Annotated in this window: 23 protein-coding genes; 5 read left to right on the top strand and 18 right to left on the bottom strand. The window is 68.5% G+C overall.

Annotated elements, in window-relative coordinates; all coding sequences use genetic code 11:
* Positions 1-57 precede the first annotated feature (57 nt).
* A complete protein-coding gene (locus tag ACLHIH_RS10160) occupies positions 58-1062 on the top strand; it encodes a hypothetical protein (RefSeq protein WP_411316676.1) in 1005 nt (334 codons plus the stop codon).
* 60 nt (positions 1063-1122) lie between these two features.
* Here ACLHIH_RS10160 and ACLHIH_RS10155 read toward each other — a convergent pair whose 3' ends face one another.
* From ACLHIH_RS10155 to ACLHIH_RS10120, 8 genes are all read right to left on the bottom strand, one after another.
* The gene (locus ACLHIH_RS10155) at positions 1123-3084 is read right to left on the bottom strand and encodes a cytochrome c oxidase assembly protein (RefSeq protein ID WP_411316675.1); all 1962 of its coding nucleotides are present in this window, start codon (positions 3082-3084) and stop codon (positions 1123-1125) included.
* A gap of 114 nt (positions 3085-3198) precedes the next feature.
* Entirely contained in the window at positions 3199-3486 is a 288-nt protein-coding gene (locus tag ACLHIH_RS10150; RefSeq protein WP_411316674.1) for an HU family DNA-binding protein, read from the bottom strand.
* A 109-nt stretch (positions 3487-3595) separates the two neighbouring features.
* On the bottom strand, positions 3596-3901 hold the full coding sequence (gene rpsN / locus ACLHIH_RS10145; protein ID WP_411316673.1) for a 30S ribosomal protein S14: 306 nt from the start codon (positions 3899-3901) through the stop codon (positions 3596-3598).
* Between the two features lie 2 nt (positions 3902-3903).
* Positions 3904-4071, bottom strand: coding sequence for a 50S ribosomal protein L33 (gene rpmG, locus ACLHIH_RS10140; RefSeq protein ID WP_022901381.1), 168 nt, complete (start codon positions 4069-4071; stop codon positions 3904-3906).
* Positions 4071-4307 (bottom strand): 50S ribosomal protein L28, encoded by a 237-nt coding sequence (gene rpmB, locus ACLHIH_RS10135; RefSeq protein ID WP_411316672.1) that lies wholly within the window; start codon positions 4305-4307, stop codon positions 4071-4073. The genes rpmG and rpmB overlap by 1 nt, the downstream gene beginning before the upstream one ends.
* A gap of 227 nt (positions 4308-4534) precedes the next feature.
* Positions 4535-4945: a Fur family transcriptional regulator gene (locus tag ACLHIH_RS10130; protein ID WP_411317283.1), complete on the bottom strand. Its 411-nt coding sequence runs from the start codon at positions 4943-4945 to the stop codon at positions 4535-4537.
* Between the two features lie 30 nt (positions 4946-4975).
* A complete protein-coding gene (locus ACLHIH_RS10125) occupies positions 4976-5845 on the bottom strand; it encodes a metal ABC transporter permease (protein WP_411316671.1) in 870 nt (289 codons plus the stop codon).
* Entirely contained in the window at positions 5845-6657 is an 813-nt protein-coding gene (locus ACLHIH_RS10120; protein WP_411317282.1) for a metal ABC transporter ATP-binding protein, read from the bottom strand. Before ACLHIH_RS10120 ends, ACLHIH_RS10125 begins: the two co-directional genes overlap by 1 nt.
* A gap of 151 nt (positions 6658-6808) precedes the next feature.
* Between ACLHIH_RS10120 and ACLHIH_RS10115 the strand changes: the two genes are divergently transcribed.
* A complete protein-coding gene (locus ACLHIH_RS10115) occupies positions 6809-7624 on the top strand; it encodes a DNA-formamidopyrimidine glycosylase family protein (RefSeq protein WP_411316670.1) in 816 nt (271 codons plus the stop codon).
* Here the strand turns inward: ACLHIH_RS10115 and ACLHIH_RS10110 are convergent.
* The 5 genes from ACLHIH_RS10110 to ACLHIH_RS10090 form a co-directional block, all read right to left on the bottom strand.
* Entirely contained in the window at positions 7621-8655 is a 1035-nt protein-coding gene (locus ACLHIH_RS10110; RefSeq protein ID WP_411316669.1) for a metal ABC transporter solute-binding protein, Zn/Mn family, read from the bottom strand. The two genes, ACLHIH_RS10115 and ACLHIH_RS10110, sit on opposite strands and share 4 nt — an antisense overlap.
* 169 nt (positions 8656-8824) lie before the next feature.
* Positions 8825-10249, bottom strand: a complete 1425-nt coding sequence (locus ACLHIH_RS10105) for a dihydrolipoamide acetyltransferase family protein (protein WP_411316668.1) — start codon at positions 10247-10249, stop codon at positions 8825-8827.
* 15 nt (positions 10250-10264) lie between these two features.
* The gene (locus tag ACLHIH_RS10100; protein WP_411317281.1) at positions 10265-11230 is read right to left on the bottom strand and encodes an alpha-ketoacid dehydrogenase subunit beta; all 966 of its coding nucleotides are present in this window, start codon (positions 11228-11230) and stop codon (positions 10265-10267) included.
* A gap of 206 nt (positions 11231-11436) precedes the next feature.
* Positions 11437-12525: a thiamine pyrophosphate-dependent dehydrogenase E1 component subunit alpha gene (locus ACLHIH_RS10095; RefSeq protein WP_411317280.1), complete on the bottom strand. Its 1089-nt coding sequence runs from the start codon at positions 12523-12525 to the stop codon at positions 11437-11439.
* A 119-nt stretch (positions 12526-12644) separates the two neighbouring features.
* Entirely contained in the window at positions 12645-13754 is a 1110-nt protein-coding gene (locus tag ACLHIH_RS10090; RefSeq protein WP_411316667.1) for a histidinol-phosphate transaminase, read from the bottom strand.
* A 95-nt stretch (positions 13755-13849) separates the two neighbouring features.
* Between ACLHIH_RS10090 and ACLHIH_RS10085 the strand changes: the two genes are divergently transcribed.
* Entirely contained in the window at positions 13850-14257 is a 408-nt protein-coding gene (locus ACLHIH_RS10085) for a phage holin family protein (RefSeq protein ID WP_411316666.1), read from the top strand.
* A gap of 30 nt (positions 14258-14287) precedes the next feature.
* On the opposite strand, the gene ACLHIH_RS10080 is transcribed toward ACLHIH_RS10085, so the two are convergent.
* Together ACLHIH_RS10080 and ACLHIH_RS10075 are read right to left on the bottom strand one after the other, a co-directional pair.
* Positions 14288-15838 carry a hypothetical protein gene (locus tag ACLHIH_RS10080; RefSeq protein WP_411316665.1) on the bottom strand — a complete coding sequence of 517 codons (1551 nt, stop codon included), beginning with the start codon at positions 15836-15838 and terminating at the stop codon, positions 14288-14290.
* Positions 15835-16188 carry a hypothetical protein gene (locus ACLHIH_RS10075; protein WP_411316664.1) on the bottom strand — a complete coding sequence of 118 codons (354 nt, stop codon included), beginning with the start codon at positions 16186-16188 and terminating at the stop codon, positions 15835-15837. The genes ACLHIH_RS10080 and ACLHIH_RS10075 overlap by 4 nt, the downstream gene beginning before the upstream one ends.
* Before the next feature lie 168 nt (positions 16189-16356).
* Here ACLHIH_RS10075 and ACLHIH_RS10070 point away from each other — a divergent pair, with 168 nt between their 5' ends.
* Both ACLHIH_RS10070 and purB read left to right on the top strand, forming a co-directional pair.
* Positions 16357-16881: a low molecular weight protein-tyrosine-phosphatase gene (locus ACLHIH_RS10070; protein ID WP_411316663.1), complete on the top strand. Its 525-nt coding sequence runs from the start codon at positions 16357-16359 to the stop codon at positions 16879-16881.
* Positions 16878-18260 (top strand): adenylosuccinate lyase, encoded by a 1383-nt coding sequence (gene purB, locus ACLHIH_RS10065; protein ID WP_411316662.1) that lies wholly within the window; start codon positions 16878-16880, stop codon positions 18258-18260. Before ACLHIH_RS10070 ends, purB begins: the two co-directional genes overlap by 4 nt.
* Positions 18261-18276: 16 nt before the next feature.
* Here the strand turns inward: purB and ACLHIH_RS10060 are convergent, their stop codons facing one another.
* The 3 genes from ACLHIH_RS10060 to dnaB form a co-directional block, all read right to left on the bottom strand.
* Positions 18277-18594 carry a hypothetical protein gene (locus ACLHIH_RS10060; RefSeq protein ID WP_411316661.1) on the bottom strand — a complete coding sequence of 106 codons (318 nt, stop codon included), beginning with the start codon at positions 18592-18594 and terminating at the stop codon, positions 18277-18279.
* Complete coding sequence (locus tag ACLHIH_RS10055) at positions 18591-19271, bottom strand: hypothetical protein (protein WP_411316660.1); 681 nt, start codon at positions 19269-19271, stop codon at positions 18591-18593. Before ACLHIH_RS10055 ends, ACLHIH_RS10060 begins: the two co-directional genes overlap by 4 nt.
* Positions 19272-19439: 168 nt before the next feature.
* Positions 19440-20831 (bottom strand): replicative DNA helicase, encoded by a 1392-nt coding sequence (dnaB, locus tag ACLHIH_RS10050; protein WP_411316659.1) that lies wholly within the window; start codon positions 20829-20831, stop codon positions 19440-19442.
* Positions 20832-21207 lie beyond the last annotated feature (376 nt).

Below are 21207 nucleotides of genomic sequence, written 5' to 3'. Positions count from 1 at the left end.
GTCGACGCGGCGATGTGGGGAGACGCCCTCGCGAGCGTCGGCGCTTAGGATTGCCCCATGATCGACGCGACTGGGGAGGAGCGTCCGCCCCTCCGGGTCAATCGTCTCGCCGTGTGGACCGTCGCCCTCGTGCTGCTCGCCATCGGCTTCGTCTCGACGATCGTGGCCCTCAACTCGACCGTCTACAGCTCCTCGGGGTTCGTGAGCGGCTACCTCGCGGCGCTCGAACGACGCGACGTCGACTCCGCCCTCGAAACACCCGGCGTCGACCTCCCCGAGGGCGACCACTTGCGCACGCTCCTCGCTCCCGGGGCTCTCGGCGAATTGCGGGACCACCGCATCCGTTCCGACACAGTGAGGCCCGATGGCACCCATCGCGTGATCGCCGACTACACGATCGACGGCACCGAAAGCAGCACCGTGTTCGAGGTCACCTTCGAGGGCACGAGGTTCGGCCTCTTCACCGAGTGGTCGTTCACGACGAGCCCCGTGAGCGTGCTCGACATCCTGCCGCGCAACGACGCCCGATTCGACGCGAACGGCACCGTCATCATCAGCGACAGCGGCGCAGGCGAACCGGTGTCTGCGCTCGTGCTCACCCCCGGGTCGTTCGCCCTCGGCCACGAATCGACCTACCTCGTGGCCGAGCCGGAGACGATCCTCGTGGTCGAACCGGCGTCGGTCGTCGAGGCGACGGTCACCGCGCGAGCGAACAACGACTTCATCGACCTGCTGCAGACCGAGCTCGACTCGCTCCTGGATGAGTGCGCGACCCAGACGGTGCTCCAACCCACCGGTTGCCCGTTCGGCCAGCCCATCGCCAATCGCCTCGACGGCACCCCCGAGTGGTCGATCGAGGCCTACCCCGCCGTATCGATCGCGCCGGGCCCGACTGCGGGCACCTGGCAGGTTCCGCGCACACCGGGCACCGCGCGCCTCGCGGTCGACGTGCAGTCACTCTTCGACGGAACCCTGTCGCGCTTCGACGAGCCCGTCGACTTCACCGTGAGCTACCTCATCACGTTCACCGACGACAACGAGATCTCGATCCTACCGCAGTGACCGCGAGGTCGTGGCCTCGGGCGAGCGGCCGTGCGGCCGTCCCCGCACCGGTGCCTGCGATCAGCGACGCTCGCCGAGCCCCGCGAGCATGTCGTTGTATTCGGTGAGGTCGGCGTCACCGTCGCGGTCCGCCTTGCGGTCGAGTCTCGTGGCATCCTTCGTATCGCTGCGGAACCACATGAACGACACGATGATGGCGAGAGCGATCGTCGGAATCTCGCCGATGCTCCACGCGATGCCGCCGCCCGCCTGTTGGTCGGCGAGAGCGGAGAGGCCCCAGTCCCGCCCCATCGCGCCGTACCAGTCGGCGAGCAGGAGGCCGGTGCCCTGCATGAGGGAGAGCCCGAAGAAGGCGTGGAACGCCATCGTTCCGAGCAGGAGGAGAAGCCGCAGCGGATACGGGGCCCGATACGGCACCGGGTCGACCCCGATGATCGACTGCACGAAGAGGTAACCCGAGATGAGGAAGTGCACGATCATGAGCTGGTGTCCGATGTGATCCTCGGTCGCCCAGCGGAAGGCCGGAGAGTAGTAGAACGCCCACAGCGACCCCGTGAAGATCACGGCCGTGACGATGGGGTTGGCGAGCACACCGGCGATCTTCGAGTGCACACCGAGCATGAGCCACTCGCGCGGACCCCGACTGCCGTCGGATCGCTTGCGGATGGCGCGGAGCGCGAGAGTCACCGGCGCCGCGGGCACGAGCAGCACCGGGATCATCATGCCGAGCATCATGTGTGCGAGCATGTGCGCGCTGAAGAGGTACTTCTCGTAGGCGTTGACCCCGCCGTTGGTCACGTAGAAGAGCATCGTGAGCCCGAGCATCCACAGGATGGTGCGGTGCACGGGCCAGGAGTCGCCCCTCCGGCGCAGACGCACGACGGCTGCGAGGTAGAAGAACGCGAGGAACCCGATCGCGAGAACCCAGATCACGTCGAGCCGCCACTCGGTGAAGTAGCGTGCGAGAGTGAGCTCGGGAGGCAGCGGCTCACCCGTGAGGATGTACGACGGGGTCGTCGTGACCTCCACCTGCGGAACGAGGGGGTCGGTGCGCGCGAGAGCCGCGGCGACGCCCGATGCCACACCCATGAACGCGAGTTCGGCCACGATGAGCCACGAGAACGCCGCCGTGCGCGACCCGTCGGCCCGCTGCATCCGCCCGATGAGAAAACGGCGTTGCACTGCCCCGAAGATGCCGAGGGTGATGAGGGCCACGACCTTGACGAGAACGAGGATGCCGTAGGGCCGCACGAGACCGTCGAACGAGCCGACGCGCAGCGCCGCGTTCACGTAGCCGGAGACCGCCACGACGATGAAGCTCACGAGGGCGAAGCTCGAGTACCGCCCCACGATGACGCCGATGCGCTCGGTGTCGAGCGTCGAGCGCACCGCGATGATCGCGAGCAGCCCCCCGAGCCAGATCGACGCGAAAACGAGGTGGAGTCCGAGCGACGAGATCGCGGCGTCGTGACCGGACGCCCCCGCCGAGTGCCCCTGCAGCGCGAGCGGAATGAGGCCGACGACGGCGAACGCGGTGACGAACAGGAGGAGGGTCTGGTTGCGCACCGCGAAACACAGCACCGTCGTGGTCGCCGCGACGAGGGTCGTCGCGAGCCACCACTGCCCGAGCTCGACCTGGGTCACGAACTGGCCGAGCAACTCACCGAACTGGGGCTCGAGCGAGAGCGGCTGGAGGTAGAGATTGAGGAAGGTGAAGAACCCCGTCGTCGCGGAGGCGACCGCCCAGAACGCGGCACCCGCGGCGGCGAAATCGAGCACGCGGTCGAACTCGGGGCGCTGCCTGCTGAACACGAAGCACGCGAGCACGAGAGACCCGATCGTCGCTGCGGCACCGATGTTGACGAGCATCTTGGCGATCGGCAACCCGTAGCGCACGACAGGGCCGGGGTCGGCGAACTGCGGGGGCCTCGCCCCGCCGCCGACCTGGAGGGCGACGAGAAGACACACGACGGCCACAACGAGAAGGGCCGCCGGGGCGGCTATTCGAACGGACCTCGGCACCGGATAAGCCTAGGCGAGAGCGGCTGGGCGCCGGTCGGGAAGGGCGCCATCGACGCGACAGGGGACGGCTCCCTCGCGGGTGCCGTCCCCTGTCGGAAACGCGGGTAACCGAAATTACTTGGCAGCAGCCTTGAGCTTGCTACCGGCGCTGACCTTGACTCCGTAGCCTGCAGCGATCTGGATCGCCTCACCCGTCGAGGGGTTGCGGCCGGCACGAGCGGCACGGTGCGTGCGCTCGACGGCGAGCCATCCCGGGATCGAGACCTTGGTGCCTTCGCCGACCGAGGTCGCGAGGGTGGAGAACAGTGCGTCGAGCACGCCGTTGACGGTGGCCTGGCTCTGGCCAGACTCAGCGGCTACAGCTGCGACGAGCTCGGTGCGGTTCAGTGACTTGTCAGCCATTAGGTGTCCTCCTCGGACGTTGTGTTGCAGTACAGGTCTGCTCGGTCAGAACAGTCGAGTGACTGGTTTCCAGTTCATCCTGCGAGAAACCCGCAGAACCGCCTGTAATTTACCAGCTGGACTTCGTGATTCCGGGCAATTCGCCCCGGTGCGCCATGTCACGGAAACGAACTCGTGAGATGCCGAACTGGCGCAGGTTGCCTCGGGGGCGTCCGTCGATGGCGTCGCGGCCGCGAACGCGCACGGGCGAAGCGTCGCGGGGGAGCTTCTGCAGACCCAGGCGGGCCTCCTCGCGCTGCGCGTCGGTCGACGTCGGGTCGACGAGGGCCTTCTTGAGTTCGAGACGCTTGGTGGCGTAGCGCGCGACGATGACCTTGCGCTGCTCGTTCTTGGCAATCTTGCTCTTCTTAGCCATGCTTAGCGCTCCTCGCGGAATTCGACGTGCTTGCGCACAATGGGGTCGTACTTCTTGAGCACGAGGCGGTCGGGGTCGTTGCGACGGTTCTTTTTCGTCACGTAGGTGTATCCGGTGCCGGCCGTCGAGCGGAGCTTGATGATCGGGCGGACGTCTTGCTGCTTAGCCATTAGATCTTCTCCCCACGGGCAAGGAGATCCTTGACCACGGTCTCGATGCCGCGAGCGTCGATGACCTTGATGCCCTTGGCGCTCAGCGTGAGTGTGACGTTGCGGCGAAGCGACGGCACGTAGTAGGTCTTCTTCTGCACGTTCGGATCGAAGCGACGCTTCGTGCGACGGTGCGAGTGCGAGATGTTGTGTCCGAAGCCGGGAATGGCGCCGGTCACTTGGCAGGTTGCTGCCATGGTCTTCTCCTGTTCTACCGTAGGACGCAGACGAATCTGCGAGGCCTACCCAAGGTTTCTTGTCGGCGTGCACGACCCGGGAAAACGAATAATCCGGGGATCTGCACACAGGGAGAGCGGAGAACCCGCTCGCCAACCTGCAACACTATCGGTTCGACGCCCCGGAGACAACTCCGGATGCCTGCAATCCCGGGGGTCAGGCCCGGGCACTCGTGCCGCGGTGCGGCTCAGGACACCGACGCCGCCGCCGCCGCCGCCGCCGAGCACGCTCGACACAAGCCGAAGACGTCGACCACGTGGCTCGGTTGCGTGAACCCGTTCTCGGTCGCGACCTCGTGCGCCCACGCTTCGACGGCGTGCGCCTCGATCTCGACGGTGAGTCCGCAGTTGCGGCAGATGAGGTGGTGGTGGTGCTGACCGGGGGTGCACGCCCGGTAGAGCGCCTCGCCCTGATCGGACTGCAGGGAATCTGCTTCCCCCTCGACCGCGAGGTCGGAGAGCGCGCGATAGACGGTCGCGAGCCCGATGGGCGACCCTGTGTCGCGGAGCTTCGAGTGGAGCGATTGCGCACTCACGAAACCGTCGTTGCCGCCGAGTGCCTCACGCACCGCTTCACGCTGCCAGGTGTTTCTCTTCACGACCACGATCTCACCCTTTCCGTCGCCAGTTTATGCCGCGCGAGCTGTGACCCCGGTGGTCTTACGGCGCCCGCGGCGAGGGCCGACGAGTCGGCACACGACGTAGATCGCGAACGAGATGGTCGTGACGAAGGGGCTGATGGGCAGGGAACCCGCGAGCGAGAGCATCGTGCCTCCGACCATCGAGACGACCGCGAAGACGACACTCAAGAGCGGCGTGAGGAACGGTGAAGCCGTCACGCGCATCGCGGCCGCAGCGGGCGTCACGAGCAGGGCGAGCACGAGAAGCGCCCCGACGATCTGGATCGACACCGCCACGGCGAGCCCGAGCAAGACCATGAACACGACCGAGATCGCCGTGACCGGGAGGCCACGCGCGCGCGCGACATCCGCGTCGACACTGGCGAAGCTCAGCGGCCGCCACATGATCGCGAGGCCGACGATGACGACGACCGACAGCGCCACGAGCAACCCGAGGTGCTCGTTGTCGACCGACACGATCTGCCCCGTGAGCAACCCGAACTGGTTGGCGCTGCGGCCCGGATAGAGCGCGAGAAAGAGGATGCCGAGGCCCAGGCCGAAAGGCATGAGCACGGCGACGATCGAGTTGCGTTCCCGCGCGCGCACCCCGAGGGCTCCGATCAGGAGTGCCGCGATGAGCGACCCGATCGTCGACCCGAGCACGACGTTCGCGCCGAGGAGAAGCGCCGCGGCAGCGCCGGCGAACGACAGCTCGCTGATGCCGTGAACCGCGAACTGCAGGTCGCGCTGCATGACGAAGACCCCGATGAGGCCCCCGACGATGCCGAGCAGGGCCCCGGCGTAGAGCGAGTTCTGCACGAGCACGAGCAACTCGCCGTAATTCTCGAAGCTGAAGAGCGTCGACCACACCTCGGTCATCAGTGCCCGCCCCCACCGTGGTGCTCGACGTGGTGCACGTCGTGGTCGTGGGCCCCGTAGCCGTCGGGTGCACCGATGACGATGATGCGGCCCCGACTGCGGATGACCTCGACGGGAGTGTCGTACATGTAGGAGAGCACCTCGGAGCGCAGCACCTCGTCGGGCGTGCCGATGCGGAACTGCCCGCCCGCGAGATAGAGCACGCGGTCGACCATGCCGAGGATCGGGTTCACGTCGTGCGTGACGAAGACCACCGCGGTGTCGAGCTCGCGGCGCTTCTCGTCGATGAGATCGCTCACGGCACGCTGGTGGTGCAGGTCGAGAGAGAGCAGAGGCTCGTCGCACAGCAGGATGCGCGGGTCGCCCGCGATCGCCTGGCCGACGCGGATGCGCTGCTGCTCGCCGCCCGACAGCGTCGCGACCGGCGAATCGGCGTAGTCGCTCGCCCCGACCGACGCGAGCACGGCATCGACGCGCTGTCGCACGGCCGCGGATCGCACCGGGAGCCCCCAGCGGTGGCCGTCGATGCCGAACGCGACGAGATCGCGGGCGCGCAGAGGAGTGCCCTGCTCGAGCAGCTTCTGCTGCGGGATGTAGCCGATGTCGCGGCTGCCCCTGGTCACCTTCTGGCCGAGGAGTTCGACGGTGCCCGACGTGAGCGGCTGCTGCCCGAGAATCGTCTTGAGCAGGCTCGTCTTGCCCGTGCCGTTCGGACCGAGCACGGCGAGGAACTCGCCCCGCTCGAGCTCGAGGTTCAGGTTGCGCCACAGCGGCCGGTCGCCGAACGAGAGGGTCGCGTTGCGGAGGCTCAGAACGGATGCGTCGCGCGACGAGGTCACTCGAGGTCTCCGATCGGGATGGGACTGCAGACATCCGCAGCTCGGGTCCGCCCGCGGAAGCATGGTGATTGTGATTCTCATTATGACGGCTTTGCCTGACAGCGGCGACTCGTAGGCTGCCGTCGTGCCCGAAGGAGACAGCGTCTACCGCCTCGCGGAGCGGCTGCGGCCCGCCCTCGACGCGCGGCTCATCGTCGAGGGAGAAACCCGATCCGGCGACGCGGCGGGCACGTCGCTTGCGGGGTGGACGATCACCGGCCACGACACCCACGGCAAACACCTCCTCACCCGCTTCGACAGCGGGATGACACTGCACACGCACTTGCGCATGCAGGGGTCGTGGACGATCACCGCGCCGGAGCGCCGCATTCCGCGCCGCCTGCTGCACGACGTGCGCGTGCGCATGCAGACGAACGAAGGCCACACGGCGTGGGGGATCGACCTCCCCGTCGTCGACCTCACGCGCACGGCAGACGAAGCCACGGTCATCGGCCACCTCGGGCCCGACCCGCTGCGGGCCGACTGGAACGCGGATGACGCGGTGCGTCGCATCGCGAACGCCCCGGGCCGCTCGGTCAACGCGGCGCTCCTCGACCAGCGCAACCTCGCCGGGCTCGGCAACCTCTGGGTCAGCGAGGTGTGCTTCCTCCGCGGACTCGACCCGTGGAGGCGTGTCGGCGACATCGACGTCGCGGCGCTCGTCAGCACCGCATCGCGCGCACTGCGCGCCTCGGTGACCGTTCCGGGCATGTTCCAGACCACGACCGGGATCACCCGGCGCGGCGAGCGGCACTGGGTCGTCGGCCGCGCCGGCCGGCCGTGCCTGCGGTGCGGCACCGCCGTCTCGGTGCGCGGCGAGGTGGCGGGCGACCCCGAACAGCGACGCACGTGGTGGTGCCCGCGGTGCCAGCCCGCGTCGGCACCCGCGGGCGCCGACTAGTCGATCGCCGCCGAGATCTCGTCGATGTTCGACGACATCCAGGTGAGATAGGACTCGCCGTCGGGCAGGGTCTCGGTCAGCGACACGACCGGCACGCCGGCATCCTCAGCGGCGTCGCGCACCTGCTCGGTCTCGGGCCCCGCCGTCTGCTCGTTGTAGGCGAGGATCGCGACCGAACCGTCGTCGAACAGCCCCAGGGTGTCGCTGAGCACGGCGGGGGAGACATCCGTTCCCTCCTCGATCGCCTCGGAGAAAGCGTCGGGGGTGCGGTTCACGAACCCCATGGCCTCGAGGAGGTAGACGGGAACCGGCTCGGTGATCGCCGCACCCGCGCCGTCGACACCGGCCTGGGCGTCAGTGGCCCGGGTCTCAAGGGTCTCGAGCTCGGCAGCGAAATCGTCGTAGTTCGACTCGAACGTCTCGGCGTTGGCCTCGTCGAGCTCGCCGAGCTCGTGGGCGAGCTCGTGGGCAAGCTCGTCGACGGCACCGAAGCTGTACCAGACGTGCTCGTTGAAACCCTCGATGTGGGCGTGGCCGTCGTGGTCGTCGTCGGTGTGGTCGTCGTCCCCGTGGTCGTCGTCCGCGTGGTCATGGTCGTCCTCGGCATGCTCGTCATCCGCGTGATCCTCATCCGCATGCTCGTCACCGTCGATGAGCCCGGAGAGTTCGCTCGCGTTGAGCACGACGACATCGTCGGAACCCGACGCCGAGAGCATCGTGTCGATGAAGGGGTCGTATCCGCCGCCGTTCTCGATCACGACGTCGGCTCGACTCAGCGCGAGCTGGTCCCTCGCGGTCGCCTCGTAGCTGTGGGGGTCTTGAGCCGCCCCCGAGATGATGGGCGTGACATCGGCGAGGTCCCCCGCGACGACCGCGGCGATGTCGCCGTACACGTCGGTCGAGGTCACGATCTGCAGTCGCGCATCGTCACTCCCCGACGGGTCGGCGGCGGGGGCGCATCCCGCGAGGGTGAGCGCGGCGATGGACACTCCGCTGATAAGGAGGGTCGAGGTGGCAAGGCGTGAGCGCATGGGGGACTTCCTAAGACGTCAACTGATCGAAATGAGTTTCGTTATCAGTAACGGTACCCCACGCCCCGCCCACAGAACGCAATTTCCGCGAGGGTATGCCGGATCCGGCGTACCCTCGCGGAAATTTCGTTCTCTCGGGGTGGGGTGTGCGCGGGGGCGGGGCCGCGCGCTACTCGAGGAGGAGCGCGGGCTCCTCGATGATGCTCGCGACGTCGGCGAGGAACCGGCTCGCCACGTCGCCGTCGACGACGCGGTGATCGAAGCTCGCCCCGACCGTCGTGACGAACCTCGGGCGCACCTCGCCGTCGTACACCCACGGGCGCTGCTTGATCGTGCCGAGGGCGACGATCGCGACCTCGCCCGAATTGAGGATCGGGGTTCCCGTGTCCATACCGAACACACCGATGTTGGTGATCGTGATCGTGCCGCCCGCCATGTCGGCCGGCGTCGTCTTGCCGTCGCGCGCCGTGAGGGTGAGCTGCTCGATCGCCTTCGCGAGGTCGAGCAGCGAGAGGTCTTGCGCGTCTTTGATGTTCGGCACGAGCAGCCCGCGCGGGGTCGCCGCCGCGATGCCGAAGTTGACGAAGTGTTTGACGATGATCTCCTCGTCGGTCCACTGCGCGTTGACCGTCGGGTTGCGGCGCACGGCCCAGATCATCGCCTTGACCATGATGAGCAGGGGGGAGACCTTGACTCCGGCGAAATCGGTCGAGGTCTTGAGCCTCTTCACGAACTCCATCGTGCGCGTCGCGTCGACGTCCACGAAGAGGCTCACGTGCGGCGCGCTGTATGCCGTCTTGACCATCGCGGTCGCGATCGCCTTGCGCACGCCCTTCACCGGGATGCGCTCCTCGCGCTCCGGCGACCACTCGGGGGTCTCGATGTTGCGGAACAGGCTCGCCTGGCTCGCCGCCCGCACGACGTCGTCGCGCGTGATCTCGCCGACGAGACCGGTGGCCTGCACCGATTGCAGGTCGACCCCGAGGTCTTTCGCGAGCTTGCGGATGGGCGGTTTCGCGATGATCCCGAGGGCGGATGCCGCGGGCACCGAGCTCGGGCGCACGGGCGCCGCCGGGGCGGGGCGAGGTTCGGTCACGGCTGCCGGGGCCGCGGGTGCCGTCTGCCCACCCGGGGTGGGCCGGCGGCGACGCGACGCGACCGCACCCTTGATGCCGTATCCGACGAGAACCGCGCCGGGTTTCTCGTCGTCGGCCGAACCGTTCTCGACCGCGATGCTCGCGGCCGTGTCGGCGACGGTGTCTGCACCCGTGTCAGCGGCCGGAGCTGCGGCGGCGACCGGGGCTGGGCTCGCCGAACCCGCGTCGTCTGCCGAACCCGTCGCTGCGGCATCCGCCCCGCTCGCGACCGTGATGATGGGGGAGCCCACGTCGACGGTCGCGCCTTCGTCGACGAGCACCGCGGTCACGGTCCCCGCGAACGGCGACGGCAGTTCGACGAGCGACTTGGCGGTCTCGATCTCGACGAGCACCTGGTTGACGGTCACGGTGTCGCCCGCGGCGACCTTCCACGACACGATCTCGGCTTCGGTGAGGCCTTCGCCGACATCGGGGAGGAGAAAGTCTTGCGTGCTCATGTGTGTCCTTCGTGCCTAGTAGGCGAGGGCCCGGTCGACCGCTTCGAGAACGCGGTCGGCGTCGGGCAGGTAGGCCGTTTCGAGTTTGGCCGGGGGGAACGGCGCGTCGAATCCGGTGACCCGCAGCACGGGGGATTCGAGCGAATAGAAGGCGCGCTCGGTCACGGTCGCCGCGATCTCCGACGAGACGCTCACGTGCCCCGGCGCTTCGGAGGCCACGACGAGCCGGCCGGTGCGGCGCACCGACTCGACGATCGGGTCGTAGTCGATGGGGGAGAGCGAGCGCAGGTCGACGACCTCGATGCTCGTCCCCTCGGCGGCGGCGAGTTCGGCGGCCTGCAGCAGAACGGTGATCATCGCGCCGTGGCCGACGACGGTGACATCCGTTCCCGTGCGCACGACGCGGCTGGAGTGCAGCGGCACCGCGCTCTGATCGAGGTCGACCGGACCTTTGTGCCAGTAACGGCTCTTCGGCTCGAAGAACATGACCGGGTCGTTCGAGGCGATTGCCTCCTGGATCATCCAGTAGGCGTCGTTGGGCGTGCTCGGGCTCACGAGGCGCAGGCCGGGCGTGTGCGCGAAGTAGGCTTCGGGGCTCTCCTGGTGGTGCTCGACGGCACCGATGTGTCCGCCGTAGGGAACGCGGATGACGACGGGCATCTGGATCTGGCCCTCGTGCCTGTTGGTCATCTTCGCGAGCTGCGAGGTGATCTGGTCGAAGCCCGGGAAGATGAAGCCGTCGAACTGGATCTCGAGCACCGGACGGTAGCCGCGCATCGCGAGCCCGATCGCGGTGCCGACGATTCCCGACTCGGCGAGGGGGGTGTCGAGCACGCGCTTCGCCCCGAACTCGCGCTGCAGGTGCTCGGTCACGCGGAACACCCCGCCGAGCGGACCGATGTCCTCGCCCATGAGCAGCACGCGGTCGTCGGCGGCCATCGCGGCGCGGAGTCCGGCATTGAGCGCTTTGGCGAGCGGCATCGTCACGGTTCCGGTCGCGGGGAGGGCCGAGGCATCCGCTGCTCCGGCTGCGACACCGGCGCGAGCGTCGGGGGTCGCCGCGGCGCGGAGCCCGGCCGCCTCGCGATCGGCCGCCTCGCGGTGCGGCGCGTCGGTGTCACCGACGGGCGAGGTGTCTCCGCCGGTAGAGGTGTCGATGATTGCCGGGGCGTCGGCGTCGAGGTCGGTCATGCGTCTTCTCCATACGACGACTCGTAGCGGCTCAACCAGTCGCCCTGCGCGCTCGTGAGGGGGTGCGGTTCGCTGTAGACACTGTCGAAGATCAGGTCGGCGGCGGGCGATTCGAGCTCGAGGGTGCGACGACGGATGTCTGCGGCGAAATCCTCGGCTTCGGTCGCGACGTCGGCGAAGAACGCGTCAGCCTCGCCGCGCGAGCGCAGGTAGGTCTCGAACCTCTGGATCGGGTCACGCGCGATCCACGACTGCAGCTCCGAGTCGGCGCGGTACTTCGTGGGGTCGTCCGACGATGTGTGCGCCCCGATGCGGTAGGTGAGCGCTTCGATGAATCGCGGGCCGTGGCCGCTGCGCGCGTCGTCGAGACTCGCCGCGGTGACGGCGTAGCTCGCGAGCACGTCGTTGCCGTCGACCTGCACCCCGGGAACCCCGAACCCGGCTGCACGCTGCACGAGCGGAACCCGCGACTGCACGCTCACCGGAACCGAGATGGCCCAGTGGTTGTTCTGCAGAAAGAAGACCTGGGGCGTCTGATAGCTCGCGGCGAACACGAGCGCCTCGTTGAGGTCACCCTGGCTCATCGCCCCGTCGCCGAAGTAGACCATCACGGCCTCGTCGGTGTCGAGGTCACCGGTGGCCGTCGTTCCGTCGAACCCGATCCCCATCGCGTATCCGGTCGCGTGCAGTGTCTGCGAGGCGATCACGAGCGTGTAGAGATGGAAGTTGCCCGACTCCGCGGGGTTCCACCCTCCGTGGGTCACCCCGCGGAGCAGGCGGATGATGTCGAGCACGTCGACGCCGCGGATCATCGCGACGGCGTGCTCGCGATACGCCGGGAAGATGTGGTCTTGGGCTTTCGCCGCGTGGCCCGAACCGACTTGCGCGGCCTCCTGGCCCATGCTCGGCACCCACAGGGCGAGCTGGCCCTGCCGCTGCAGGTTGGCCGCCTCGACGTCGTACCGTCTGATGACGACCATGTCACGGTGGAAACGGCGCAGCTGCTCGTCGCTGAGGGCCTCGACGTAGGGGAGGTACTCCTCCGAGGCACCTGTCACCGACATCGTGCCCTCGGTCGACAGCATCCGCACGGTCTCGACGGGGGGAGCTACATAAGCGGATCGTGCCACGGTGACCTCGCAGTCCTGTTCGTTCATCGGGCGCTGCCGACACGGCGCGACGCCGGTCGCCCGACGTCGAAGTTCTAATCTAGTGCGGGCGCGCCGGGCGACATTGGTAGGTGTCGCACAACCTCTCGGGCAGCCCTTAGGAGTTTGTCCACGGATTCGTGCTCGCCGATGGACACGCGGATGCCGTCGTCTCCGAGCGCTCGCACGACCACACCGTGCTCGAGGAAGATCTCGGCGGCGCGCACGGAGTGTTCGCCCGTCGCGAGCCAGACGAAGTTTCCCTGGGGTCTCGGAACGCTCCACCCCTGGTCGAGGAGCGCCTGCCACACCTCGTCCCGCAGGGCTGAGAGGCGCGCGACACGGTCGAGCAACTCGGCCTCGTGGTCGAGGGCCGCGATCGCACCGCGCTGGGCCGCCTCGATCACCGAGAGGGGCACGGCGGTGGTGCGCGCGGCGTCGAGCACGTACTCGGGGCCGAGAGCGTAGCCGAACCGGAGTCCGGCGAGCCCGTAGGCCTTGGAGAAGGTGCGCAAGACGACGAGGTTCGGGTGCCGGTCGAGCAGGTCGGGCGTGCCCGATACGGCGTCGGGATCGGTCACGAACTCGGCGTACGCCTCGTCGAGCACCACGAGCACGTCGCTCGGAACGCGCGTCATGAAACTCGCGAACGCCGCCGCCGTCACGGTCGTGCCGGTCGGGTTGTTGGGGCTGCACACGAGCACGAGCCTCGTCGCCGAGGTGATCGCGTCGGCCATCGCCTCGAGGTCGTGTTCCCCCGTCTCGGCGATGAGGGGAACGGTGACGCTCGTCGCGCCCGCGACGGTCACGAGGCCGGGGTACGCCTCGAACGATCGCCACGCGAACACGACCTCGTCTCCGACGGTCGCCGCGGCCTGGATGAGCTGGGAGAGGATCGCAACCGAGCCCGCGCCCACGTGCACCCTCTCGACGGCGACCCCGTGTCGTTCGGCGAGGCGCGCGCGCACGGCGGCGGCCGATCCGTCGGGGTAGCGGTTGACGGATGCCGCGGCGATCGCCTCGACGACGGCGCCGATGGGCTCGAAGGGGTTCTCGTTCGACGAGAGCTTGAACGCGCTCTCGGGCGCCGGCTTGCCCTGGCGGTAGGCCGCGAGAGCGAGTATGTCGGGGCGGAGGCGAACACGCGATCCGGTCGGTTCAGTCACGAGACGAGTGTAGGGGCGGCCCGAGCGCTCCCCGGGTCTGCGCTGTCGGGTCACACCGATTGCACACCCGCGGGCGCGGCGGGCATCATGGGGCCATGAAGAGATTCCTGGTACGACTCGTGGTCAACGCCGTGGCACTGTGGCTCACGACCCTCATTGTCGCGGGAGTCACCGTGGTTCCCTACGAGAACGACGACACCCTCGCGACTGTTCTCACCTACCTCCTCGTCGCCCTCGTCTTCGGCATCGTCAACGGAGTGCTCGGCAACCTCATCCGCATCGTCGCGTTTCCGCTCTACATCCTGACCCTCGGTCTCTTCGCTCTCGTCGTCAACAGTCTCCTGCTGCTGCTCGTCGCGTGGATCACCTCGTTCACGGGCTTCGGCCTCGAGGTCGACGGCTTCTGGTGGGGTGTGCTCGGCGCCCTCGTGCTCGCGCTCCTGAGCTGGCTCATCAGCGTCATCCTGCGGCCCGTCGTCGGCCGGGACGACCACCGCCGCTGACCCGGCGCGGTCTGCGGCACCGTCCGACTCTCACCCCACTCGCGTGAGTGTCTCGTCGCGCGGCACCCGCTCCGCCTCGAACCACGTGCTCGTCACGCGGGGCGGGTGGGCCTCGCCGCTCGGAGGGCCCGCGTTCATAGCGGCGAGCGCCGCCTCCACGCGTGACTCGCCTGCGGCATCCGTCAGCCGTGCCGTGCGCTCGTACTCGTCGAATCGATGCGCCGGTAGGGCGTATGCCGTCGCCTCCTCGTCTTCGCCCACGGCCCTCCGCCTCACGACCACCGCGTCATCCGTCGCCCACGTTCCCCCGGCGGCCGGCACGAGGTCGTCGGTGTGCTCGAGGGCAACCCAGGGGATCTCGCCGGGAACCGCGACCTGGCCCGCCGGCGCCCCGAGCGTCACGACCCCGCGCACGTCGTAGTCTCCGCTCGCCGCGACGGTCGCCGCGATGAGACCCCCTTGCGAATAGCCCGTCATGACCACGGGGGTCTGCGCATCGACTCCCGCGAGCGCCATCGCACGCTCGACGGCGCGCACCGACGCCGCATCGCCCCCGGCGATAGCCGTGACGTTGCTCGTCATGTCCCACGGCTCCTCGGTCGCTTCGAGCGACGGGTCGACCGTGCCGGCCACGAACACCTCGAAACGGGGACCCGTGCTCTCGTCGATGCGGTCGATGCGCACTTGAGCGGAACCCGAAGGGACCCTCGCCGCGCGGTCGGCGATCCCCGTCGGCACCGAGGTCGGCGGCGGCACCGACAGGGCCGCGTTGCTCGGTGTCGTCGTCGAGGGTCCGCTCGACCCCGGCGGTGCGGCCCGGCGCACCCGCACCTCCGTCTCTCTCAGCGCACCCACGGCCCCACCCGCTGCGATCAGCAGCGACGCCGAGGTCGCGAGGCCGACGAGCCCGAGTCCGTCGTCTCCGAGGAGTTCGGTGACGACCCCCGGCACTCGTGCCACGCCGAGGAGGGTGTCGTCGACACCCATGACCGCGTGCCTCACGAGGGTTACGAGAGCGGGGTCGCTCAGCAGCGTCTTCCGCTCGCCGACCCAGCGCCGTGTCGCCTCGCCGACGGCGAGCGCCTGCTCGGGCGCGAGAGCGGTGAGCGCACCGGCGAGACCGCCCCCGGCCGCGAGCGCCGACACGACCCCCGGGAGGAGGAGCACGCCGACCGTCGACGCGAGGAGTCCGACGCCGGCGCCGAGTCGCGACGTGAGACCGCGCGCGAGACCGTCGACGAGGTCATCCGTCGCGCCGTAGATCTCGGCGCTCGCGCGCAGGGCGCGAGCGAGTGCGGCGGCGCGAGCGGCGATCGTCACGAGAATCGCCCGCCCCTCGGCCACGCCGCTCTCGGCGCCGGCCAACACCCCGATCGCGTCTGCCGCCTCGAGTTGCGTCGCCGTCACCGACGCCTCGATGCGATCGAGAGACCGGATGCCCGCCTCCGCCTCGGCCGCGACACGATCGAGGCTGTGCGCGAGACGATAGAGGTCTGCGGTTGCGACGGACACGACGCCCCCGCCACTCACGGTGATCGAGCGGTCGTCGGCGCCGCCCCCGACGCCCTCGCCGCCTGTCACGGATCGCTCTGCAACGCGACGCGTCCCCGCGTCGTCGCCTCCGCGGCCGCCGAGAGGGTCGTGGACGCTCGCGCCATGGTCTCGCCGAGCTCGAGAACGGCGGTGTGGAACATCCGCTCCGCGGGCCCCGCCCAGCCGGTGTCGGCCGTGAGCGGCACCGTGGCGCGCAGTTCGTTCCAGAGCGCGCTCGCGGCGGCGAGAGCCGCCGCCCGCTCGGCGAGAATCGGATCGAGCGCCGCCCGTTCGCCCGTGACGCGAGCACGACGGGAATCCCACGCTGACGAGAGGTCGACGAGAACGTCGGGCGGGGCGATCACGCGGTGCTCCGCATCGTGGGGCGGTCGAGCCATCACGGGGTCCCTTCGGTTCTGGCTCGCACCCAGACTGTCGAATCATCCGCGCGCCTCGCGGCGGGGTCGACGAGACTGCGGAGGCAGAGTCGCCCGGCGCGCGGGGGAGGGCGGGACCCCGACCCGGGAGACCGGCCGGGCGGCACCGTTGTGGGCCACAATGGGTCAATGAGCTTCGACCGTGCCCTCGCCGAGGCGCCGGTGTTCCGCATCTGCTTCGTCTGCACGGGAAACATCTGCCGGTCTCCCATGGCCGAGGTCGTATTCCGCGACATCGTCAAGCGGGCGGGCTACGAGGGCGCGATCTCGGTCGAATCCGCAGGCACGGGTGACTGGCACGTCGGCGAGCGATCGGACCACCGCACCGCCGACGCGCTCGCCTCCCGCGGGCACGACGGATCCGCCCATCGCGCGAGGCAGTTCGACCCCGCGTGGTTCGACAGGCTCGACCTCGTGGTCGTCTTCGACCGCAGCCAGGAGCGCACGATCAAGGCGTGGGCGCCCGGCGACGCCGACCGCGGCAAAGTCGCCCTCCTGCTGAGTTTCGATCACGACCAGTCGGCGCAGATCGACGTGCCCGACCCCTACTACTCCGACGCGGCCATGTTCGACGCCGTGCTCGACATGATCGAGAGGGCGAGCGACGCCCTCTTCCGGCAACTCAAGCCGGGAATACGACTGGGAGCCCCATGACTCTGCCCGACCAGCCCATCAGCCCCCTCGACGGACGCTACCGTTCCGCGGTCTCGACGATCGGGGAGCACCTCTCCGAGGCGGCGCTCAACCGCGCGCGCGTTCTCGTGGAGGTCGAGTGGCTCATCGAGCTCACCGACCGGTCGCTCTTCGGGTCGTCGCCTCTCGAGAGCTCGGCCAAGGACTCTCTGCGCGCCCTCGTGACCGACTTCGGTCAAACCGACATCGACGAGCTCGCGGCCCTCGAGGCGACGACGCGCCACGACGTCAAAGCGGTCGAGTACTACGTTCGCGCGCGACTCGACTCCCTCGGCCTCGCGTCGATCGCCGAACTCACCCACTTCGCGTGCACGAGCGAAGACGTCAACAACCTCGCATACGCCCTCACGATCCGCTCGGCGATCACGGATGTCTGGTTGCCCGCCGTCGAGGCGGTCGTCGCCGTTCTCGACGACCGCGCGCACGCCCACCGCGATGACGCGATGCTCGCCCACACGCACGGTCAGCCCGCGACCCCCACGACGGTCGGCAAGGAGTTCGCCGTCTTCGTGCACCGCGTTCGCCGCGTGGTCGCCCAGGTGGAGGCCACGAGCTACCTGGGCAAGTTCAGCGGGGCCACGGGCACGTTCGCCGCCCACCTCGCTGCCGCGCCCGACGAGGACTGGCCCGAGATCGCCCGCTCGTTCGTCGAGCGCCTCGGGCTCGAGTTCAACCCGCTCACGACGCAGATCGAGTCGCATGACTGGCAGGCCGAGCTGTACTCGCGCGTGAGTCACGCCGGTCGCATTCTGCACAACCTCGCGACGGATGTCTGGAGCTACATCTCCCTCGGATACTTCACGCAGATCCCCCAGGCGGGTGCGACCGGGTCGTCGACGATGCCGCACAAGATCAATCCGATCCGTTTCGAGAACGCCGAGGCGAATCTCGAGATCGCGAGCGCGCTTCTCGACTCCCTCGCCGCGAGCCTCGTGACCTCCAGGCTGCAGCGCGACCTGACCGACTCGACGACGCAACGCAACATCGGCGTGGCGCTCGGTCACTCGGTGCTCGCGCTCGACAACATCCGCCGCGGGCTCGGCGAGATCGACGTCAACCGCGTTCGTCTCGCCGCCGACCTCGACGGCAACTGGGAGATCCTCGGCGAAGCCATCCAGACGGTCATCCGCGCCGAGATCACGGCGGGTCGCAGTTCGATCTCCGACCCCTACGCCCTTCTCAAAGACCTCACGCGCGGCCGACGCGTCGGTCAGGCCGAGCTCGTCGAGTTCGTCGACGGTCTCGACATCGGCCCCGACGCCAAAGCCCGCTTGCGCGCGCTCACCCCGCCCGACTACTCGGGTCTCGCGAGCCAGCTCGTGAGCCGACTCGACCGCTGACGGCCTCGACGGGCGCCTAGTGGAAGGTCGGGCCCTCGTCGGGCCCGCGGGGAGGCAGCTCGCGCGAGGCGGCGTCGCGAGCGGCGTTCTCGCTCTTGCTCGTCGCCGTCTGACCGTCGATGTCGGTCTGTTCGGCATCGTCGGGGGTCGCCACGAGGGCGAGCATCGCGATGACCACGAGCGTCACGATGAAGACGATTCCGGCGCCGATGAAGGTGATGTCGAACTGCCGCGTCGACATGAGCACGACGAGGCCCACGACGAGGGCGGCGCCACCGGAGAATGCGAGCAGTTCGAGGGGGCGGAAGCGCTCGCGGCGGCTCGGGGTGGTCACAGTGTTTCGCCCTTCACAGCGTTCGCGCCCTGCTCGGCGCCGTTCGTGGCGCCCGGCGCCGTGTCGGTTCCCCACTTGGCCGAGAGTCCGGCGATCACGAGGTACACCGCAATGATCGCAGCATAGGCTCCGAGCAAGCCGACCGCGACGACGGCGGCGTCGAGCACTCCCGACACCCCCTCCTCCTCGCCGCTGAAGGCGAGGGTGAAGTCGGGCGGGATGAACGCGAACGCGACGCCGAACGCGAGAGTGAGACCTCCTGTGGTCATCCAGTCGACCGCGGCGACGTGGCGTCGGCGTGCGCGCACACCGCTGTAGAGCTCGAGGCCCCCGGTGAGCACGGCCCACGTGACGACGAGAACGAAGATCGCGCCGACGTTGGTTTCGCGTGCGACGAAGGCGAGCACTCCCGCGAGCACACTCACGGCGCCCTGGGCGATGAGGTAGCTCCGCGAGGGAGTGCCTCGCAAGCGAGCGGCCGCGGTGATCGCGACGAGAGCCCCGCTGATGCCCGCGAACAGGCCGAAGGCGAGCAGACCGAGCTCTGCGGAGTGGTCGAGCGAGAAGGTGATGACGACGGCCATGATCGCCGCGGGAACAGCGCGGACGAGGGGAATCGGCCAGTAGGCCGCGCGCTGAGCCGGATCGTCGGTCCGGTCGACTGAACGAGTGTTCATGGGTCGGGCCCTCCTCGAGTGTGTCGGCCGGATGTGCCACTCGAGTTTACGCGCGCTCGCCCGGCGTCGAATCCGCCGATGCCGGAGCGGCGATCCCCTTGATCACGGACACGGTCATCTGTGCCCCGAAGATCCGCCGTCCGACCTGGAGGTCGCGCTCTGATCCGATCAGCCGCCGGGCGCCATGTCGGTGAAGCGCGAGAAGTGCCCCTGGAACGCGACCGTGACGGTGCGCGTGGGGCCGTTGCGGTGCTTCGCGACGATGAGGTCGGCTTCGCCCGCGCGCGGGTTCTCTTTCTCGTAGGCGCTCTCGCGGTGCAGCAGCACGACCATGTCGGCGTCTTGCTCGAGCGAACCCGACTCGCGGAGGTCGGAGAGCGCGGGCATCTTGTCGGAGCGCTGCTCGGGTCCACGGTTGAGCTGCGAGAGCGCGATGACAGGAACCTGGAGCTCCTTCGCCATGAGCTTGAGCGCACGAGAGAACTCGCTCACCTCTTGCTGCCGCGACTCCACCTTCTTGCCCGACGTCATGAGCTGCAGGTAGTCGATGATGACCATCTTCAAGCCGACCTTCTGCTTGAGTCTCCGGCACTTGGCACGGATCTCGACGAGGGTCATGTTGGGGCTGTCGTCGATGTAGAGGGGCGCGTCGTTGATGCGTCCGCGCGTCGCCGCGATCGTCGTCCAGTCGCGGGAGTCGACGGTTCCCTTGCGCATGTTCTGCAGCGGAACGGATGCCTCGGCCGAGAGCAGTCGCATGGCGATCTCGCTGCGCCCCATCTCGAGCGAGAAGAAGATCGACGGCATGTCGTGCTTGATCGAGGCCGCGCGGGCGAAGTCGAGCGCGAGAGTCGACTTACCGAGCGCGGGACGCGCGGCGATGATGATGAGCTGCCCGCCGTGCAGACCGTTCGTGAGCTCGTCGAGCTCGGCGAAGCCCGTGGGCACTCCCGTCATCGAGCCATCGCGACCCTTGGCCGCTTCGATCTCGTCGATCGCGGTCTCGACGGCGACGGTCAGAGGGATGAAGTCTTCTGCTTCGACGCCGCCCGTGACGGCGTAGATCTCGGCTTGAGCGTTGTTGACGAGATCGACGACCTCGCCTTCGCTCGCATACCCCATCTGCACGATGCGCGTTCCCGCTTCGACGAGCCGGCGCAGAACAGCCTTCTCGGCGACGATCGTGGCGTAGTAGCCCGCGTTGGCGGCGGTGGGCACGAGCCCCGTGAGCGTGTGGAGGTAGTCGGCGCCACCCGCTCGCGTGAGCTCGCCGCTCTTCATGAGTTCGTCGGTCACCGCGATGACGTCGGTGGGCTCGCCGTGGGAGTAGAGCGAGAGGATCGCGTCGAAGATGATCTCGTGACGCGGCATGTAGAAGTCCATGGCGCGCACCGACTCGACGACATCGGCCACGGCGTCTTTGCTCAGGAGCATTCCGCCGATGGCGCTCTGCTCGGCGAGCAGGTCGTGGGGTGGGGTGCGCTCCGACTGGCGTTGCTGGTCGCTCCGAGAATCGGATGACTGGCCTGACTGAGCGATTCCCAGATGAGTGATCGACATCGCACACCTCCTTCTCGCTGAGTTCTATCGCACGCTACCGTCATCCGACATGCCGGTCGGGAGGGTCCGCGGGGCCGACGCCGGTACGGTGTCGAACGACACCCCGGGGGCCGGATCACACCCTAGGAAGAGGTGAGCGACGACCCCAAGCGCCCCTGTGGATAAAACTGTGGAATTAACGGGAGAAATCGCGGCCGCTGTGTGGGCAAGCTGTGGAGAGATCTGTGTAGAACTCCTCCCTTTCAGCCCTTCACTCCCCTTTCACCAGGGGTTTCATTGTCACATGCCTGTGTGTAGAAACAGGGGTAAACACGAGGTTGAGACTTTCGCTCGACACGCCGTGCTGTGCATAAAAACCTTGACAAGACGACGAAAC

This window comes from Marisediminicola sp. LYQ134 (assembly GCF_046599635.1).
In the GTDB taxonomy this organism is placed as follows: domain Bacteria; phylum Actinomycetota; class Actinomycetes; order Actinomycetales; family Microbacteriaceae; genus Marisediminicola.
This window is presented reverse-complemented; position numbering and strand designations above follow the sequence as displayed.